This is a genomic window from Mesorhizobium sp. INR15 (assembly GCF_015500075.1).
In the GTDB taxonomy this organism is placed as follows: Bacteria; Pseudomonadota; Alphaproteobacteria; order Rhizobiales; family Rhizobiaceae; genus Mesorhizobium.
Window position 1 is genome coordinate 4856096 of sequence record NZ_CP045496.1, and the last position, 16552, is coordinate 4872647.

The 16552-nt window shown below is 62.2% G+C and carries 20 protein-coding genes; 12 read left to right on the forward strand and 8 right to left on the reverse strand.

The features are described from left to right. Positions 1–6 precede the first annotated feature (6 nt). Positions 7–636 carry a DedA family protein gene (locus GA829_RS23660; RefSeq protein WP_195175021.1) on the forward strand — a complete coding sequence of 210 codons (630 nt, stop codon included), beginning with the start codon at positions 7–9 and terminating at the stop codon, positions 634–636. On the opposite strand, the gene GA829_RS23665 is transcribed toward GA829_RS23660, so the two are convergent. From GA829_RS23665 to GA829_RS23680, 4 genes are all read right to left on the reverse strand, one after another. Then, positions 633–1424, reverse strand: coding sequence for a phosphodiester glycosidase family protein (locus GA829_RS23665; protein ID WP_195175022.1), 792 nt, complete (start codon positions 1422–1424; stop codon positions 633–635). The genes GA829_RS23660 and GA829_RS23665 overlap by 4 nt on opposite strands. Before the next feature lie 79 nt (positions 1425–1503). Further along, positions 1504–2376 carry an undecaprenyl-diphosphate phosphatase gene (locus GA829_RS23670; RefSeq protein ID WP_195175023.1) on the reverse strand — a complete coding sequence of 291 codons (873 nt, stop codon included), beginning with the start codon at positions 2374–2376 and terminating at the stop codon, positions 1504–1506. Positions 2377–2580: 204 nt separating this feature from the next. Then, the gene (locus GA829_RS23675) at positions 2581–2778 is read right to left on the reverse strand and encodes a hypothetical protein (RefSeq protein ID WP_195175024.1); all 198 of its coding nucleotides are present in this window, start codon (positions 2776–2778) and stop codon (positions 2581–2583) included. Between the two features lie 135 nt (positions 2779–2913). Continuing rightward, positions 2914–3312 (reverse strand): GFA family protein, encoded by a 399-nt coding sequence (locus GA829_RS23680; protein WP_195175025.1) that lies wholly within the window; start codon positions 3310–3312, stop codon positions 2914–2916. Between the two features lie 184 nt (positions 3313–3496). On the opposite strand from GA829_RS23680, the gene GA829_RS23685 reads away from it, so the two are divergent. After that, positions 3497–4525, forward strand: a complete 1029-nt coding sequence (locus GA829_RS23685; protein WP_195175026.1) for an isopenicillin N synthase family dioxygenase — start codon at positions 3497–3499, stop codon at positions 4523–4525. Between the two features lie 38 nt (positions 4526–4563). Here the strand turns inward: GA829_RS23685 and GA829_RS23690 are convergent, their stop codons facing one another. From GA829_RS23690 to GA829_RS23700, 3 genes are all read right to left on the reverse strand, one after another. Further along, positions 4564–5520: an alpha/beta fold hydrolase gene (locus tag GA829_RS23690; protein ID WP_195175027.1), complete on the reverse strand. Its 957-nt coding sequence runs from the start codon at positions 5518–5520 to the stop codon at positions 4564–4566. 22 nt (positions 5521–5542) lie between these two features. Further along, positions 5543–6028 carry an SRPBCC family protein gene (locus GA829_RS23695; protein ID WP_195175028.1) on the reverse strand — a complete coding sequence of 162 codons (486 nt, stop codon included), beginning with the start codon at positions 6026–6028 and terminating at the stop codon, positions 5543–5545. A 132-nt stretch (positions 6029–6160) separates the two neighbouring features. Further along, positions 6161–6409, reverse strand: a complete 249-nt coding sequence (locus tag GA829_RS23700; RefSeq protein WP_195175029.1) for a ParB N-terminal domain-containing protein — start codon at positions 6407–6409, stop codon at positions 6161–6163. A 175-nt stretch (positions 6410–6584) separates the two neighbouring features. Here GA829_RS23700 and GA829_RS23705 point away from each other — a divergent pair, with 175 nt between their 5' ends. Beyond that, positions 6585–7016 carry an acyl-CoA thioesterase gene (locus tag GA829_RS23705; protein WP_195175030.1) on the forward strand — a complete coding sequence of 144 codons (432 nt, stop codon included), beginning with the start codon at positions 6585–6587 and terminating at the stop codon, positions 7014–7016. Here GA829_RS23705 and GA829_RS23710 read toward each other — a convergent pair. Beyond that, positions 7004–7960, reverse strand: a complete 957-nt coding sequence (locus tag GA829_RS23710) for a LysR family transcriptional regulator (RefSeq protein WP_195175031.1) — start codon at positions 7958–7960, stop codon at positions 7004–7006. The genes GA829_RS23705 and GA829_RS23710 overlap by 13 nt on opposite strands. 136 nt (positions 7961–8096) lie before the next feature. Between GA829_RS23710 and GA829_RS23715 the strand changes: the two genes are divergently transcribed. From GA829_RS23715 to GA829_RS23755, 9 genes are all read left to right on the forward strand, one after another. Beyond that, on the forward strand, positions 8097–8879 hold the full coding sequence (locus tag GA829_RS23715; RefSeq protein ID WP_195175032.1) for an ABC transporter substrate-binding protein: 783 nt from the start codon (positions 8097–8099) through the stop codon (positions 8877–8879). Positions 8880–8943: 64 nt separating this feature from the next. Further along, the gene (locus GA829_RS23720) at positions 8944–9591 is read left to right on the forward strand and encodes an amino acid ABC transporter permease (RefSeq protein WP_195175033.1); all 648 of its coding nucleotides are present in this window, start codon (positions 8944–8946) and stop codon (positions 9589–9591) included. 12 nt (positions 9592–9603) lie between these two features. Then, on the forward strand, positions 9604–10263 hold the full coding sequence (locus GA829_RS23725) for an amino acid ABC transporter permease (RefSeq protein WP_195175034.1): 660 nt from the start codon (positions 9604–9606) through the stop codon (positions 10261–10263). Continuing rightward, entirely contained in the window at positions 10260–11024 is a 765-nt protein-coding gene (locus tag GA829_RS23730; protein ID WP_308462083.1) for an amino acid ABC transporter ATP-binding protein, read from the forward strand. The genes GA829_RS23725 and GA829_RS23730 overlap by 4 nt, the downstream gene beginning before the upstream one ends. An 8-nt stretch (positions 11025–11032) precedes the next feature. Further along, on the forward strand, positions 11033–12673 hold the full coding sequence (locus tag GA829_RS23735) for a N,N-dimethylformamidase beta subunit family domain-containing protein (RefSeq protein ID WP_195175035.1): 1641 nt from the start codon (positions 11033–11035) through the stop codon (positions 12671–12673). A 1-nt stretch (position 12674) separates the two neighbouring features. Further along, entirely contained in the window at positions 12675–14054 is a 1380-nt protein-coding gene (locus tag GA829_RS23740) for an aminotransferase family protein (protein ID WP_195175036.1), read from the forward strand. 9 nt (positions 14055–14063) lie between these two features. After that, positions 14064–14993 carry a 3,5-dioxohexanoate:acetyl-CoA acetone transferase gene (gene kce, locus GA829_RS23745; RefSeq protein ID WP_195175037.1) on the forward strand — a complete coding sequence of 310 codons (930 nt, stop codon included), beginning with the start codon at positions 14064–14066 and terminating at the stop codon, positions 14991–14993. 2 nt (positions 14994–14995) lie between these two features. Beyond that, positions 14996–15517, forward strand: a complete 522-nt coding sequence (locus tag GA829_RS23750) for a GNAT family N-acetyltransferase (protein WP_195175038.1) — start codon at positions 14996–14998, stop codon at positions 15515–15517. Beyond that, positions 15514–16542, forward strand: a complete 1029-nt coding sequence (locus tag GA829_RS23755; protein ID WP_195175039.1) for a histone deacetylase family protein — start codon at positions 15514–15516, stop codon at positions 16540–16542. Before GA829_RS23750 ends, GA829_RS23755 begins: the two co-directional genes overlap by 4 nt. The last annotated feature ends 10 nt before the right edge of the window (positions 16543–16552 follow it).

The window sequence follows — 16552 nt, forward strand, 5'->3', positions numbered from 1 at the left end:
GCCGCCGTGCAGTCGTTCGTCGACCAGAGCGTTTCTTTCATCGAGAACCATCAGGCCTGGGCTGGGCTCGTGGTCGGACTGCTGGCCTTCGGCGAATCGCTGGTGCTGGTCGGCATCCTTTTGCCCGGCACCACGGTGCTGATCATCGTCGGCGGGCTTGTGGGTGCGGGCATCGTTCAACCCCTGCCCGTCCTGCTCGCCGCGATGATCGGCGCAATTCTCGGCGACACCATCTCCTATTTCCTCGGCAAATGGCTCGGGAGAGGTGTCGTCCACAAATGGCCGCTCAACCGCTATCGCCGTGAAGTCGCCAGGGCGCGGCTGTTTTTTCACCGCTATGGTTCTGCCGCCGTCTTCGTCGGCCGCTTCTTCGGCCCCGTGCGTGCCACCGTGCCGCTGGTCGCAGGCATGATGGGTATGAACCGCCTCCGCTTCCAGATCGCCAATATCCTGTCGGCGATCGTGTGGGCACCGGTCGTGCTGTCGCCGGGATGGCTGGCGGCCAGGGGCGCTGATAGTTTCGCCAGATTCGATGCGACCAGCCTGTCCGGCGCAGTCATGATCGCTGCCATATCAGCGATCATCGTCGCGGTGATCGCCGTCAAGCTGCGTTATCGCGGCAAGCGCGATCGCTAGCCATGTTTCCTGAAAACACCGATCATCGGCCCGAGATTCCAGTAATCGTCGTTGCGGCCAACGGCGGGGGCGAGCAGGCTCGATATCGAGCCATCGAGGAACAGCGCATTCCGGCAGCCCAGCGCATCGCGAAAGAGCCGCGCGAATTCATGGAATGTCACGGTCCCGTTTGAAATCGCGAAGACGGCGACACCGTCATCGCGTACCCCAACGCCGTCACGGGTTTTGCGCGACGTGCTGTCCGGTCGGAATTTTGGATGAAGCTGGCCATCGATGACCAGCATGGGTCCGGACTGCGTGGCAAATTCCAGCCGTGGACGCCGACCGAGCAAACTCTTCGTCGAACGGACAGCGGCCTTGCCATCGGCCAGATAGAAAATACCGTTCGGCTGCATCGAAAAATTACCGCTGCCCGTCCCGACCTTCACCGATGTCATTTCCTGGCCGTGCTCCACATAGAGCCCGACCGGATCGAGGTTGGGGTGATACATCCCAGCGTTGATGCCGAACAGCATGGTGCGCCCCGCTGCCTGCTGTGCAGCTTCCAGATTGTGCAGCGAATGGTAGGGCTGGCCGGCGGAATCCTTCCAGAAGAATTCGATCTGGTATCGCTTCGGATCAACCTCGCAGATGAGATAGCCTGATGTCTCGAAGGCGAAATCCCGGCATGGCGGCAGCGATGTCACCCATTGGCCAAAGCCCATGCCGAGAGCGGCCACCGATGGTAGCGCGCCCTTTGCCAACGCCAACAGCAATGGCGCCGATTGCAGGAGGGTCAAAAAATCCATGGGCTTACCGGAATCGAGATCTTGCTTCTGGCAAAGCTATAGCCCGTTTCCAAGCGAGACTATGGAAGCCCGAACGTTTTTAGACGAGCCATCCCATGGCAACGCTCAACAACAGAACCACGCCGAGCACACCGCGATAGATGACGAACGGCCACGCGGAGAAGCGTTCAAGCACTCGCATCAGGCCCCAGATGGCGAAAAAGGCGGAAATCGAGGCGACGACCAGCCCCACCGCCAGAACCGACCAGCCATGTGCGTCGAGATGAACCTTGTGCAGTTCCCAAAGCTCCTTGAGACCGGCAAGTGCTATGGCCGGCAGGCCAAGCAGAAACGAGAAGCGCGCCGCCTCCGCCCGCTTGAAGCCGAGTCCAAGGGCCGCCGTCAGCGTGGAGCCAGAGCGCGAGACGCCGGGGATCAGTGCGCCGACCTGAGCAACGCCAATCAGCAGCGCATCGGTGAGCGATGCGTCATCGACAGTGCGCCTGTGGCTCGCATAGATCTCGGCCAGCGCCAGCAGGATCGCCATGACGACGCAGGCCCAGCCGATGACGGTCAGGCTGCGCAGCGGCGAGTCGCAGGCGTTGAGCACGCCCGACAGCGCAATGCCGGCGATGACGATCGGGATCGTCGCCAACACAATCCAGGTTGCGAGACGGAAATACCGGTCAGCGAAATCGCGCCGCGCCAGAGCGCCAAGCGAGCCGAAGACGATGTCCCTGACATCGCTCCAGAAGTAGCTGACCACCGCGGCCAGCGCCGCGAGTTGCATGGCGGCGGAGAAGGCGGAGCCGGGATCCTGCCAGCCAAGCACAGCCGGCACGATGCGCATATGGGCGGTCGACGAGATCGGCAAGAGTTCGGTGATGCCTTGCACAAGGCCGAGAAACGCCACCTTGGCATATCCGAGACCGGCGAAGCCGGTGTCCAACCCTTGAGTACACATGCCGGCCATGTCGAATTCCATGTCTGAGAGAAGCGAACTTGCGCAGGAGGACCGGTGCCGGTCAGCCCCGCGGAAGCCTTATCGTCATGGAACGAGGAATCAATTTACGATTTTGTAAGCTGGCGCTTCTGCCGCCACGCAGGCACCAAAACCGGCCCATTCGGACCGGTTTTCATGTTCACAATCGTGTTCCTTGTGCGCTCACCGGTGCAATCAGGGGCATAGCCAAAGCTTCTGGCAGGTCCTGGCGATGACGTGAGCCGGGGGTACGTGCGGCTGCTCCATGGAGGGTGTGCGGGCCCGCTCAAGCAACATGCGCACTTCTTCCGGGCGCACGCGATCGCGCGCCATAACCAGCTGGATCATCGGATCACCCAGAAGCTCGTCCAGGGTCTGTCTGCCTTCGGTCATATTCGCCTCCTCGAAAGCCACGCCGCAGCCCACAGATAGGGTTGCAAAGATGGCTCGCCAATGACGCTTTGCCGGCTATCTCGTGTCTCCGGGCGAAAAGTTTTCGTGATCGGCCCGAGAGCCGAGGCGCACGCTTCAGGCCGGCGGCGGCGCGCCTTCGTATTGCGGCAACCCGTCATCGAGCACGACCCAGGGCTGTTTGGAACCGGTGAAGATGTGCATCTGCGGCTGGAACACCGAGGGGTCGTCGAGTGAGCCGGTGGTGACGCCGATGATGCCGGCTGAATCCCGCCGGGAAAACATCGTCGTGCCGCAACCCGGGCAAAAGCCACGTTTTAGCTCGGGTGAGGAATTCACGGTTGCCAACGGTCCGTCGATCGTCACGTCATCGATGCGAAACAGCACGCGCGCATTGAAGGCGGCACCGATCGCCTTCTGGCAGACCCGGCAATGGCAAATGCGCTCGTTGAGCGGCTCTGCCTCGGCGTGGTAGCGCACCGCTCCACACAGGCACCCGCCCTGATATTTTGTCATGGTCCGGATCCGTCTTCCCAAGGATTGAGCCGTAAAGGTAGCGGCGGACCCATCAGGGTCAATTGAAAAGCCTTGATGACGATATCTGTTCCTCTGATGCGATCTTGGGTCGGAACCGGGTGAGATTGACAAGGCCAGGCCGCTAACGCCTCATTCCGCACGCCCCAAACACGGATCGGATGTCATGGCGCAAGATATAGAAACGATCGCGATCGCGGCCCTGTTCGGCCCACCCTCGCCCGTCCGTGACCGTGTCGATGCTGAGATCATGGTGGCCGCGTCCGGCATCGGCTTCATGGCGATCAAGGATTTTCCTGGCGACGAATGGCTGACACCGGAGAAACGGGCGCGACTGCTTCGGCTCTTCGATTTGCCGGACAGCGAGAAGCAGAAACTGCTGCGCTGGAACTTCGACCCCACGAAGAAGAACGTCTATCGCGGCTGGTTTCCATTGCAGCCCAGCGCCGTCTCCTACAAGGAAGGCATCGACATGGGACCGGACCTTGCCCATGCGGCGTCTGTCCCGGCCTCCGACGATCCCTTGCGCGAGCCGACGCCGCTGCCGACCGAGGCCACGCTGCCGGGCTGGCGCGCGGCGGCGGCGGCCTACTATCTGGCCATGGAGGCTGTCGGCAACGCGCTGATGCGATCGATCGCGCGCGGACTTGGCCTGCCGGAAACGGTCTTCGATGCCGACTTCAATGGCGGCATCTCGACACTGCGGCTGATCCGCTATCCCTTGCGCGACGGTAACAGTGTCGACGTTAGCGGACCGGAATTCTCGGTCATCCACAAAGGCGAAAGCCGCACCATAATCGGTCGAGAGCACGCCGATTCCGGCTTCGTGACGCTGCTGGCGCAAGACGGGGTCGAAGGCCTGCAGGCGAAGAACCTCGCCGGCGAATGGATCGATGTTCCGCCTGCGGACGGCACGCTGGCGGTCAATTTCGGTCAACTTCTGCAACGCTGGACGGGCGGACGGGTCCGCGCGACACGGCACCGGGTGATTGCGCCGAAAACGGCGCGGCTCTCGATTCCATTCTTCTACGAGCCGCGCGTTGACGCCAGGATCACACCACTGCCGCTTGCCGATGCAGAGGTCTTCGAACCCTTTCTTTATGGCGACTATCTCTGGGACGCGGCGACGAATTTCGTCGAGATGAGCGGCATCAAGCACCTGAGGCAGCCGCGCGGGGCCAATGCCCCGCAATGAATAACCGGCCATCTCGTTGAGATGGCCGGCGCTGATCGTCACTTAGCTTCGTTGACCACGTCGTCCCAGGTCTTCACCTTGGTCTCGCCGTTGAGGAACGGCAGCGCGGCGGCCGTCAGTTCAGGCGCGAAGAAGACGTCGTAGTGGGTGCGGTTGGGCAGGATCGCCAGGCGGTTCTGCGACAGGTTCTCACGCATCCATCCCGCGTCCTTCAACCCACCGCCGAGCATCTGGTAAAACTTGATCTCATGCTCGGGCCGGTACATGTCGCTGTCGCCATAGGCGAGCATGACCGGCATCTTCAGCTTGGCGACATCAGCGGAATAATCGTAGTCGTGACGCATGAAGTTGCCGAGGGCATCAAGCAGCTTCGGGAAATCCTGCGGGCGCGGCGCGACCGCCATGTAGGACTTGTACATCGGCGTGCCCTTCAGGAAATCCGCCGCCGCGGCGCTAACCTGCGCCTGCTGGCCGCGCATCTCCGGATAGAAGCCGTCAGCGGCGTAGCCGGTCGAAACCAGCACCAGCCGGCGCACCGCCTCGGGATGCTGGACGGCCATGCGGAAAGCGACACCGCCCCCCAGCGAATAGCCCATGACATCGACCTGGTCATGGCCGAGCGCCTTGACGATCTCAGCCATGTCATTGCCCATCGCTTCAAGGCCGAACGGCCGGTCGCCAAGCGCCGTGCGGCCGTGGCCCTGCAGGTCGACGACGATGACCGCTCGGTGTTCGGCGAGTTTCGGCAGGAGCGGCGCGAACATGTCCGAGGTGCCGAGACCACCATGCAACAGGAGCAGCGGCTCACCCTTGCCGTAGATGGCGTAGTAGTAGTTCAGGCCGTCGATCGGCAGCAAACCGGACTTTTCCGGCTTCGGCAGTGCATTCGTTTCGGTCGTCATGGCAGGTTTTACCTCCTCTGCATTGATGGTGCCCGGTGACGCGAGAAGCGCTGCCGCCGAGGCAATAATGGCGAAAATCAAGGTTTTGGACATATCGAGTTCCTCTCGTCGCGCTTCAAAGCGTCTTGGCGAGTTCTTCGAGCTGATCGGCACACTGGCCCCAGCCCTCGTGGAAACCCATTTTCTCGTGCTGCTCGCGGTCAGCGACGCTCCAATGCCGGACCCGAACGACATAACGGGTCTTGCCCTCGCCTTCGTCCTCGAACGTCAACACTGCGGTCATGAATGGCTTCTCCGATGGCTCCCATGCCGCTGTGTAGGCGTCGGTGAAGACGATCTTCTTGCCTGGAATGACTTCGAGGAAGACGCCTGGGTTCGGGAATTCGTTGCCGTCCGGACCAGCCATGATGACCAGGCTGGAACCGCAGGTGCGTACATCCATTTCGGCGCGCGGCGTCGTCCACGGCTTCGGCGCGAACCACTGCGTCAACAGCTTGGTTTCGCTCCAGCAACGATAGACGTTGTCGCGCGGCGCATCGATGATGCGGCCAAGAACCAGTTCGCGGTCATTGGTGGGGGTGACATCGAGCTTGGTGGTCATGATGATTTCCTCGTGTGTGGGTTTTGAATTTGGCTTCCGTCTCAAAGACGCCTGGACGAAGCGCAAGCCGACACAGCCCTCAAAAAAAGATTTGAGAAAACGAGGAGACGGACGACCGGAGTGAGACGGAACCTAGTGCCGTTTGGCCTGCACCAGATAGGCGTCGATCATGGTTTCGCCGAGCCACTTGGCCGCCTCCAGCCGATGCAATCCTTCGACCAGGATGTGGCGCTTGCCGTCATGCCGGACCTGGATCGGCGTCTTCATGCCATTCTCCAGGATATCCTCTGCCAGGTGCCGTACGGTCTCGGGGTGCAGCGTCTTCTTGCGTGCCGTCGGCACGTAGATGTCGTCGACCTTGACCTTTTGCACTTTCAGCATGGCGGCTCCCGTGGCGGAAGACCCGCCCTTCCCTGAGATAGTCCGTTTGGCACAAGCGGCCAAGGGCACGGCTAACGAAAGCAGCGCAAATGGCGCTCGCCTTCGCCTGCCGGTTTGCCTGTCGTCGCGCGTTTCGATATTGCCTGTCCGTCATCATCGATCACGGACCCATCGCATGAGCACAGCTCTCGTCACCTTCGTCGGCATGGCTCACCCCTGGATGTGCGACACGATGGGCCACATGAATGTGCGCCACTACGCAGGCATGTTCGACGATGCCAGCTTCCAGTTGCTTGGCCACATCGCCGCCAAGGACGGCAATGAAGGCGGCATCGGCTGGGCCGATGTTCGCTACGAGGTCGATTATCGCCACGAGACCAAGGCTGGCGCGCTGCTCACCATCCGCTCGCATGTGGTGAAGGTCGGCCGCTCCTCCATTACTTTCGAACAGGTGATGTCGGGATCGCTGGACGGCGTCGTGCACGCCGTGGGACGAACGACCAGCGTGCGCTTCGACCTCACTGCGCGTGCTTCCGTGCCATTGGATGACGCCATGCGCGAACGCGCGTTGGCGTTGCTTGTCGAGCAACCTGCTCAACCGCTGTAGACGCGATCCTCGAGGGGCGTCTCGGCAATGATCGCCTGCAGCCCAGACAGCAACGCCTTCTCGGCACGGTTCATCGCCTTGTCAGCATTGACCAGCAGGAAGATGTCGATGGCCGGCGGCGCGTCATAGGGCGGCAGCCGCCAGAGCATCCCATCCGCCACATCGCGCCGCGCCACATGCAAAGGCAGCGGGCCGATGCCGAGCCCTGCGACAATCATGCGCCTGACTTCCTCCAGGCTGGAGGAGACGCCAACGACATCGGCGTCCAGCCTCGCCTCACTGCGCAGCAGCGCCACCGGGCGCAATGCATCCGCAATCGAATCGGTCTGGAAGGAGACGGACGGCTCACCGCGCAGGTCAGCCAATGTCAGTCCCGTCTTGCCATAAAACCTGTGCCGCGGCCCGCAGAAGAAGCCGAAGAATTCCCGGTAGACCATGTGATAATCGAGCGCCGGGTCGCGCTGGCTGACCAGGCAGACGCCGAAGGACGCGCGCCGCTCCCGCACCTGCTTGGTCACTTCGGTGCTCGCCGCCACGGAAATGGTGATGCTGGCGCGCGGATAGTTGCTGTGGAACTCCGACAGCGCGCGATCAAACAGCGGCGACACGACATGGCTGGCGGTGGCGATCATCACATGTCCCGTGACATCGTCGCTGACGCCGCGCATCAACAGCGGCAATTGCGATATGGTGCCGAACACCTCGATGCTCTGCTCATAGAGCAGCTTGCCGACCTCGGTCAGTTCGAAGCGTGTCGCGTCGCGCTCAACCAGCCGGCGGCCAACCCGATCCTCCAGGCGCCGCAAGGCGTTGCTGACACTCGGCTGCTTGAGGTTGAGGCGCTCGGCGGCGCGGGTGATGCTCTTGACCTCGGCGATGACAACGAAGGTCCGCAGGAGGTTCCAGTCAAGGTCCCAGACCAGGCGTTCGGGGCGCGCAACCATTCCTGAAATCTATGCTCCTTATTCCCATTATCTATTTGCGCAATGCTTCTCCAAAAGCAATCATGAACGTCAGGAAAGCGGCCTTACGCCTCCCAAGAACAACAATTCGCGCTCCATCCAGAGGACAGGAAAACAGATGAACAGAGTATTTTCCGGCATCGCGGTCGCGGCCCTGCTGCTTGCATCGACCTTCACTAGCGTTTCGGCCAGGGCCGATGACCTGGAGAAGATCAAGGCCGCGGGCGAATTGAAGATCTCCATGAGCGGGCAGTATCCGCCCTTCAACTTCGTCAACGACCAGAACGAGGTCGTCGGCTTCGACGCCGATATCGGCAAGGCGATCGCCGAGCGTATCGGCGTCAAGGGCACGATCATCACCACCGCCTGGGATGGCATCATCGCCGGCCTGCTTGCCAACAAATACGACACCGTCGTCGGCTCGATGACGATCACGCCGGAGCGCGAAAAAGTCGTCGATTTCGTCGGCCCGTACTACCACGCCGGTCGCGCGGTGTTCGTCAACGAAGCATCGACGGTGAAGAGCCTGGACGAACTCAAAGGCAAGACGATTGGCGTCACGCTGGGCGAAACGCATGAGAAGTGGGCGCGCGAAAAGGGCGGGTGGGACATCCGTACCTACAAGGGCCTACCTGAACTGTTGCTGGAGCTGCGGGCCGGTCGCGTCGACGCAATCGTCGTCGATAACATTCCCGTCATGATCGCCGTCAAGGAGACGGGCGAGAAGGTCCGCCAGCTCGACACGCCCAACATCGAAGGCGGCAGCGTCGCCATCGGCATCGCCATCCGCAAGGACAATCCCGAGCTCAAGGCGGCCATGCAGAAGGCGCTGGACGGCATGATGGCCGACGGCAGCTACGAGAAGATCTCCAAGCAATGGGTTGGCAGCGACATCCGCTAATTCCGCCGGTATCCTGACGTCCAAAGCCGGCTGAAGCCGAGCGTCACTCCTGCTGGACCAGCCCATGGATTTCTCCTTGATGCAGCGCGTCTTCCCGTTCTTCGTGGAAGCCGCGCTGGTGACGATCGAAATCACAGCGCTGGCCCTGATCCTGGGGCTAGCGGTCGCGGCACTGACCGCGGCCGCGCGCATGTCGAGATCAGCGGTCCTGCGCACGGCCGGCACGCTATATGTCAGCCTGTTTCGTGGAACGCCCTGCTTGATACAGCTCTTTGTGCTGTATTTCGGCGGCCCGCAGATCGGCATCAATCTGGAGCCGTTCTCGGCAGGCTTCATCGGCCTTGGCCTCAACATCGGTGCCTATATGGCGGAATCGATCCGAGGCGCGCTGGTCGCGGTCGACCGAGGCCAGACCGAGGCCGCCCGCACCATAGGCTTCAGCCGCTTCCAAACGCTGCGCAAAGTGGTGCTGCCGCAGGCCGCGCGGCTGATGATCCGGCCGCTCGGCGTCAATACGGTGGCGCTGCTTAAAGGATCGGCCCTGGTCTCGACAATCTCGGTTGTCGAACTGACTTATACGGCCCAACGCTTCATCGGCTCGACCTACAAGCCGTTCGAGATTTTTGGCGTGGCGGCCCTGCTCTACATGGTGATGGTCTATGCCGTCGCCAGGGTCGTCGACCTGCTCGACAAACGTTTCGCGATCGTCTGACCGGAGGGCGCGATGCAAGGCTTGGATTTCTCCGTCGTTCTGCCCTACTGGGACCTGCTGCTTACCGGCGCCTGGTGGACGGCGGTGCTGACGGTTTCGGCGGGCGTGCTGAGCTTCGCCTTCGGCATCGTGTTTGCCGTCATCGTGCTCTACGCGCCGAGGGTCGTCGCCTACCCGGTGCGTGCCTTCATGTGGCTGTTCATGGGCACGCCGCTCCTGCTGCAGCTGTTCCTGATCTATTTCGGTCTGGTGCAGATCGGCATCGATATCCCAGCCCTTGCCGCCGGCATTATCGGGCTTGGCCTGCACTTCGCCGTCTACAATGCCGATATCATACGCGCCGGCATCGTCGCGGTTGATGCCGGACAGACGGAAGGCGCGCGCAGCATCGGCTTCGGCAAATGGCAGGCGCTACGCTATGTCGTGATCCCGCAGGCTGTCCGCAACACGGCGCCACCGATCGGCGGCAATCTGATCGCGCTGTTGAAGGAATCCTCGATCGTGTCGATCATCGGCATCGCCGAATTGGTTCATTCGGCGCAACTGGCGATCAGCGAGACGTTCCGGCCATTCGAATTCTACATCACGGCGGCCGCGCTTTATTACATTTTGAACCTCGTGCTCGAAGCAGGCCTGCGCCGGTTCGAACGCAACGTGGAGATTTCGCGATGAGCACGCAACAGCCAATGGTCGAGGTCCGTGGCGCACGGAAATCATTCGGCGCCGTCGAAGTCCTCAAGGGCATCGATCTCTCGGTTGATCGCGGGCAGATCGTGGCGATCATCGGGCCGAGCGGTTCGGGCAAGAGCACGCTGCTGCGCTCCATCAACCATCTGGAATCGCTCAACGGCGGCGAGGTCTGGCTCGACGGCGTGCAGGTCAACCAGTCCTTGCACGGCCAGGCTTTCGAGCGGCACATCAACAAGGTGCGCCAGCAGATGGGCATGGTGTTCCAGCACTTCAACCTGTTCCCGCACCTGACCGTGCTCGAAAACATCACCATGGGGCCGGTGATCCTGAAAGGCATGCCGAAGCCGCAAGCGCGTGAGCTGGCGCTTGGCCTGTTGGCCAAGGTTGGCCTCGCCGAGAAGATCGACGCCTATCCGTCGCGGCTTTCCGGCGGCCAGAAACAGCGGGTGGCCATTGCCCGCGCGCTGGCTATGCAGCCCAAGGTGATGCTGTTCGATGAAGCGACCTCGGCGCTCGATCCCGAACTCGTCGACGAGGTCAACGCGGTGATGAAACAGCTTGCCGCCGAGCACATGACCATGCTGATCGTGACCCATGAGATGCGTTTTGCCGGCGAAGTGGCAGACAGGGTGCTGTTCATGGACGGCGGCGTTGTCGTCGAGGAAGGCCCGCCGGCAGAGATGTTCCGCGCGCCTCGGAAGGAGCGCACCCGCAGCTTCCTCAAGAAATATCTCTCCGCATGAGCCAGATGATGACCAATCTTCCTACTGAATTCCCCGATTTCGGGCTGACAGCCGAGCAGCGCCGCCACGCGGTGCGCGGCCACTATTACGAGTGGCCCGGCATGGATGGCGAGCGTGGCGAAATCTGGTGCTACAGCGACCGATTTTCCTACCGCGCCGGCGAGACGGTGACCCTTCATGTCAGCTCGACGGCCACTCAGTTCGGCATGGTGATCGTCCGGGATGGCGGCACCGAAACAAAGGCGTTCGAAACGTCGGGTATAGCGTCACGGTGGCAGGACACGCCCGACCAATGTTCGGCGCTGGGCTGCGGCTGGCAGGCGTCGTTTGAATTCCGTGTCGATGCCGACTGGCCGTCCGGCGCCTATCGGATCACGCTGACAGCCGACGGCGGCGACGGCCAGCCGATCCAATGCCACCATCTTTTCATTGTCACTCCACAAGCCGGCAAGAAGCCCGGGCGCGTGCTGCAAGTGGCGGCAACAGGAACCTGGCTTGCCTACAACACCTGGGGCGGCTCCAACCACTACCAAGGCATCACCGGACCGGAGCGCAACCAATATTCCCCCGTCGTGTCGACGCAGCGTCCCTGGTGCCGTGGCTTCGTCCTACTGCCCAAAGGCGCACCGCGTGTGCCACTGGAAGTCGCGGTGCCTCCGAAAACGATACCGCGCTATCCACACATGGAGTGGGCACTGGCGACTGGACATTCGAAGAAATACGCTTCGTCCGGCTGGGCAAGCTATGACAGCCACATGTTCCGCTTCGCCGAACGTTCCGGCTACGCAATTGATCTCGCCAGCCAGCACGACCTGCATTTCTCGCCGGAGATTCTCGACGGCTACGACTGTGCCGTCTTCGTCGGCCACGACGAATACTGGACATGGGAGATGCGCGACGCCGTCGACCGCTATGTCGAGCGCGGCGGCCACGCGGCACGTTTCGCCGGCAACTTCATGTGGCAGACGCGGCTGGAGGACGAGGGCCGCCGGCAGGTTTGCTACAAATACCGCGCCCGCGCCGAGGACCCGGTCTACCAGAGCGGCGACGTGACCCGCGCCACCAACTCCTGGGAAGCGCCAGAGATCGGCAGGCCGGGCTGCGCTACATTTGGGCTGAATGCGACCAGGGGCGTCTATGCCGGCTGGGGCGGCTGCGCGCCGCGCGGCGTGCGCGGCTTTCCGGTCTACAGGCCCGAGCACTGGGCCTTTGCCGGAACCGGTATCTATTACGGCGACCTGCTCGGCGCTGACAGCCATGTCTATGGCTATGAGGTGGATGGGCTCGATTTCGAGATACGCGGCGGCCTGCCCTATCCCACCGCCACCAGCGGCGCACCGGACGGCCTGCAAGTGCTGGCGGTCGGCATGGCCAGCCAGGTCGAAGAGAGCGCCGACATCCCGATCGAGGACCAGTTCCTTACCGACGAGGATGGCCGCTTCACCGCCGAAACGCTGTTTGGCGAGGCCAGCGACGCCAATCTCGACAAGGTCAAGCGCGGCAATGGCATGATCGTCAATTTCCCGCGCGGCAAAGGTGAGGTGTTCCATGCCGGAAGCTGCGAATGGGTCGCCGGCCTGCTAAGACAAGACCCAATGGTCGAACAAGTCACCTGCAATGTCCTTGACCACTATCTCGGAAAGTCCTGACATGTCGAACGCTCTGCCCCAGGTCACCGCCGCTGACGCCCGGCGGGAATCCCATCTGTTCTATCTGTCCAGCCTGCGCCGGCCACTGATCGACCGCGCCGAGGGCATCTATATGTGGACGCAGGACGGACGCCGTTTCATCGACGGCTCGAGCGGACCGATGGTTGCCAATATCGGCCATTCCAACCGCAATGTGCTCGACGCCATGAAGCGGCAGATGGATCGCGCCACCTTCGCCTACCGTCTGCACTTCGAAAACGAACCCGCCGAGGAACTGGCCCGCGCACTGGCCGGCAAGCTGCCCGAGGGCATGGACCGTATCTTCTTCGTCTCGGGCGGCTCGGAGGCAACGGAATCCTGCATCAAGCTGGCGCGGCAATGGGCTGTTGCCACCGGCCAGCCGAGCCGCTGGAAGGTGATTACGCGCTTTCCCTCCTATCATGGCGGCACACTCGGCTCGCTTTCCATCACCGGTGACGATGCGCTGTCTGAGACTTTCACGCCCATGATGCGGGTAATGCCAACAGTGCCGGCGCCGACCACCTGGCGTGATCGCGACAACCTTTCGATGGAGCAGCGCGGCATCCGCTATGCCGACATGCTGGAGGAGAAGATCCAGGCCGAAGGGCCGGAAAGCGTGCTTGCCTTCATCATGGAACCGATCGGCGGCGCGGCGACTTCCGCCTTGGTGGCGCCCGACAGCTACTATCCGCGCATCCGCGAAATCTGTGACCGCTACGGCATCCTGCTCATCCATGACGAGGTGATGAGCGGCGCTGGACGGACCGGCAAATTCCTCGGCGGCGACCACTGGAACTGCAAGCCCGACATTGTTGCCTTGTCGAAGGGGCTGGGCTCCGGCTACGCGCCGCTCGGCGCGCTGGCCGCGCCCATGCGGCTGGTGCAGCCGCTGCTTGCCTCCGGCGGCTTCCAGCACGGCCACACCTATGCCGGCAATCCACTGGCCTGCGCCGCCGGCCTTGCCGTGCTTGGCGAGATGGATCGCCTCGACTTGATCGCCAACGCAGCCGCCATGGGCGATGTGCTGATGGACGGACTGAAAGGATTGGCCAGGCGTTTCCCGTTCGTGGCCGATGTTCGCGGCAAGGGCCTGCTTACCGGCGCCGAGATGGTTGCCGATCCCGATACGCTGAAACCTATCGAACAGAGCAAGAAGGCTACACAACGGCTGCTTGACCTCGCCTATGAGCGTGGGCTGATCATCTATGGCCGCAGGGTCAAGGGCGGCGTCGACGGCGACAATTTCATGGTCGCCCCACCGATGATCGTCACCAGGGAACAGGTCGGCGAGATCATCTCCATCATCGGCGATTTGCTGCAGGCGCTGGCTAACGAACTCGACCTGCCGGTCGAGGGTTGAGGAACAAAAATGGCGCCAAGAAAAGTCATCATCACCTGCGCCGTCACCGGCTCGGTGCATACGCCATCCATGTCACCCTATCTGCCGGTGACACCGGACCAGATCGCGGGGGATGCTATCGCCGCCGCCGAAGCAGGAGCATCCATCCTGCATCTGCATGCTCGCGACCCCAGAGATGGACGGCCAACCGCCGACCCTGATGTCTACATGCAGTTCCTGCCGCGCATCAAACAGGCGACCGATGCTGTGATCAACATCACCACCGGCGGTTCCTCGCTGATGACGCTCGATCAACGGCTTGCGGCACCGTTGCGGGCGGAACCCGAGATGTGCTCACTCAACATGGGTTCGATGAATTTCGCGCTGTTCCCGATGCTCGACAAGCCAAGAGAATGGCAGCACGAGTGGGAGCCGAAGCTGCTCGAAGCCACCCGTGACACCATTTTTAAGAACACGTTCGCCGACATGGAAGGCGTGCTGGAACGGCTGGGCAAAGGTTGCGGCACACGTTTCGAATTCGAATGCTACGATGTCGGCCACCTCTATTCGCTGGCACATTTTCGCGACCGGGGCCTGGTGTCGGGACCGCTGTTCATCCAGTTCGTGCTGGGCATCCTGGGTGGCATAGGCGCCGATCCAGATAATCTCGTCCACATGAAGCGCATCGCTGACAAATTGTTCGGCGACAGCTACCAGTTCTCCGTGCTGGCCGCAGGACGCAACCAGATGCCGCTGATCTCGATTGCCGCGGCTATGGGCGGCAATGTCCGTGTCGGATTGGAAGACAGCCTTTATGACGGCCGGCAACTGGCGAAATCCAACGCCGACCAGGTGCGCCGCATCCGTGGCATTCTCGATGGGCTTTCACTTGAAGTCGCCACACCAACCGAAGCGCGCGACATGCTGGCGCTGAAGGGTGGCGACCGGGTAGCGTTCTAGCCATGACGAACCCCACCCCCGCCTCCGGTAAAATGATCATTCGCCCCGGCCGGGTGGAAGATGCCGAGACCATCCATGCCGCCATCCTGCAGCTCGGCACTCACATTGGCGCACCCGAAGACGTCAAATCGACCGTGGATGATTTTCGCACCTACGGTTTTGGTGCGAACCCGGCGTTCTCGACGCTGATCGCAGAAGTCGATGGCGCGTTTGCCGGGCTTTGTCTCTATTTTCCGATCTTTTCGACCTGGATGGGGCGGCCCGGCGTCTATGTGCAGGACCTCTATGTCGAGGACCGCTTTCGCGGCCACAGGATCGGCGAGCGGCTGTTGCGCCGCGTGGCGGCACTATGCCGGAAGGACGGCGGCGCCTATCTCAGGCTGTCCGTCGACACCGACAATGAGGGCGCGATCGCTTTTTACGAAAAGCTCGGCATCGCCTGGTCGAGCTACGAGCAAACGCAGAAAATCCTTGGCGAGGCCTTCTTCGCCTTTGCCGATGCCGAGGATGAGGAGCAATCATGAAGGCCTTTTATGCCGAAGAACAGAAGCGCCACGATCCCAAGGCCTTCCTGTCGAGCGGTGCGGCACAGCCCAACCCGGAAAAACCGGAGCGCGCGGAAAGATTATTAGCCGGCGCAATATCGGCGGGATGCACGATCGGGCGGCCCCGGAATCACGGCCTGGGCCCGGTCTCGGCAGTGCATACGCCGGAATATCTCGACTTCCTCGAACACATCTACACCCGCTGGCAGCGCATCGAGGGCGCCTCGGCCGAGGTAATGCCCAACATCCACCCGATCGCGCGCAACGGCTCCTACCCGGCTTCGGCGGTGGGTCAGGCCGGCTATCATATGGCGGATACTGCTTGCCCGATCTCAGGCGAGACATGGCAAAGCGCCTTGTGGAGTGCCTGGAGCGCTGTCGAGGCCTCCGAAGCCGTCATGTCAGGCGCGTCGGCTGCCTACGCGCTGTGCCGCCCGCCCGGCCATCACGCCTTCGCCGATGTCGCCGGCGGCTTCTGCTTCATCAACAATTCGGCGGTGGCGGCACAGGCCTTGCGCAAAAACGCAGCCCGGGTCGCGATCCTCGATGTCGACCTCCACCACGGCAACGGCACGCAAGGCATCTTCTATGCACGGCCGGATGTGCTCACCGTATCGGTGCATGCCGACCCGGTGCGCTTCTACCCCTTCTTCTGGGGACATGCCGACGAACGCGGCGAAGGTCCGGGCCTCGGCTACAATTTCAACCTGCCCTTGCCGCGAAAATCCGCCGACGCAAGCTTTCTGGAGGCGCTTGGCGTTGCTTTCCAACGCATCCGTGCCTTTTCGCCCGACGCGTTGGTAGTGGCGCTCGGTCTCGACGCTTTCGAAGGCGACCCGTTCGGCGGCCTGTCGGTGACGACGCCCGGCTTCTCGCGCATCGGCGAGGCCATAGCCGGGCTCGGGCTGCCGACGGTGATCGTGCAGGAGGGTGGCTATCTCTGCGACGAACTCGGCGCCAACCTCACGGCATTCCTCACCGGCTTTGGCGGCAAGGGACGGTGATTTGACCCGG

Bases quoted from the DNA above. Each gene is read 5' to 3' on its own strand.
- GA829_RS23695 (WP_195175028.1), bottom strand. From the start codon at position 6,028: ATGACCACCAAGCTCGATGTCACCCCCACCAATGACCGCGAACTGGTT.
- GA829_RS23755 (WP_195175039.1), top strand. From the start codon at position 15,514: ATGAAGGCCTTTTATGCCGAAGAACAGAAGCGCCACGATCCCAAGGCC.
- GA829_RS23710 (WP_195175031.1), bottom strand. From the start codon at position 7,960: ATGGTTGCGCGCCCCGAACGCCTGGTCTGGGACCTTGACTGGAACCTC.
- GA829_RS23730 (WP_308462083.1), top strand. From the start codon at position 10,260: ATGAGCACGCAACAGCCAATGGTCGAGGTCCGTGGCGCACGGAAATCA.
- GA829_RS23725 (WP_195175034.1), top strand. From the start codon at position 9,604: ATGCAAGGCTTGGATTTCTCCGTCGTTCTGCCCTACTGGGACCTGCTG.
- GA829_RS23715 (WP_195175032.1), top strand. From the start codon at position 8,097: ATGAACAGAGTATTTTCCGGCATCGCGGTCGCGGCCCTGCTGCTTGCA.
- GA829_RS23670 (WP_195175023.1), bottom strand. From the start codon at position 2,376: ATGGCCGGCATGTGTACTCAAGGGTTGGACACCGGCTTCGCCGGTCTC.
- GA829_RS23690 (WP_195175027.1), bottom strand. From the start codon at position 5,520: ATGTCCAAAACCTTGATTTTCGCCATTATTGCCTCGGCGGCAGCGCTT.
- GA829_RS23700 (WP_195175029.1), bottom strand. From the start codon at position 6,409: ATGCTGAAAGTGCAAAAGGTCAAGGTCGACGACATCTACGTGCCGACG.
- GA829_RS23675 (WP_195175024.1), bottom strand. From the start codon at position 2,778: ATGACCGAAGGCAGACAGACCCTGGACGAGCTTCTGGGTGATCCGATG.
- GA829_RS23685 (WP_195175026.1), top strand. From the start codon at position 3,497: ATGGCGCAAGATATAGAAACGATCGCGATCGCGGCCCTGTTCGGCCCA.
- GA829_RS23665 (WP_195175022.1), bottom strand. From the start codon at position 1,424: ATGGATTTTTTGACCCTCCTGCAATCGGCGCCATTGCTGTTGGCGTTG.
- GA829_RS23705 (WP_195175030.1), top strand. From the start codon at position 6,585: ATGAGCACAGCTCTCGTCACCTTCGTCGGCATGGCTCACCCCTGGATG.
- GA829_RS23740 (WP_195175036.1), top strand. From the start codon at position 12,675: ATGTCGAACGCTCTGCCCCAGGTCACCGCCGCTGACGCCCGGCGGGAA.
- GA829_RS23680 (WP_195175025.1), bottom strand. From the start codon at position 3,312: ATGACAAAATATCAGGGCGGGTGCCTGTGTGGAGCGGTGCGCTACCAC.
- GA829_RS23750 (WP_195175038.1), top strand. From the start codon at position 14,996: ATGACGAACCCCACCCCCGCCTCCGGTAAAATGATCATTCGCCCCGGC.
- GA829_RS23720 (WP_195175033.1), top strand. From the start codon at position 8,944: ATGGATTTCTCCTTGATGCAGCGCGTCTTCCCGTTCTTCGTGGAAGCC.
- kce (WP_195175037.1), top strand. From the start codon at position 14,064: ATGGCGCCAAGAAAAGTCATCATCACCTGCGCCGTCACCGGCTCGGTG.
- GA829_RS23735 (WP_195175035.1), top strand. From the start codon at position 11,033: ATGACCAATCTTCCTACTGAATTCCCCGATTTCGGGCTGACAGCCGAG.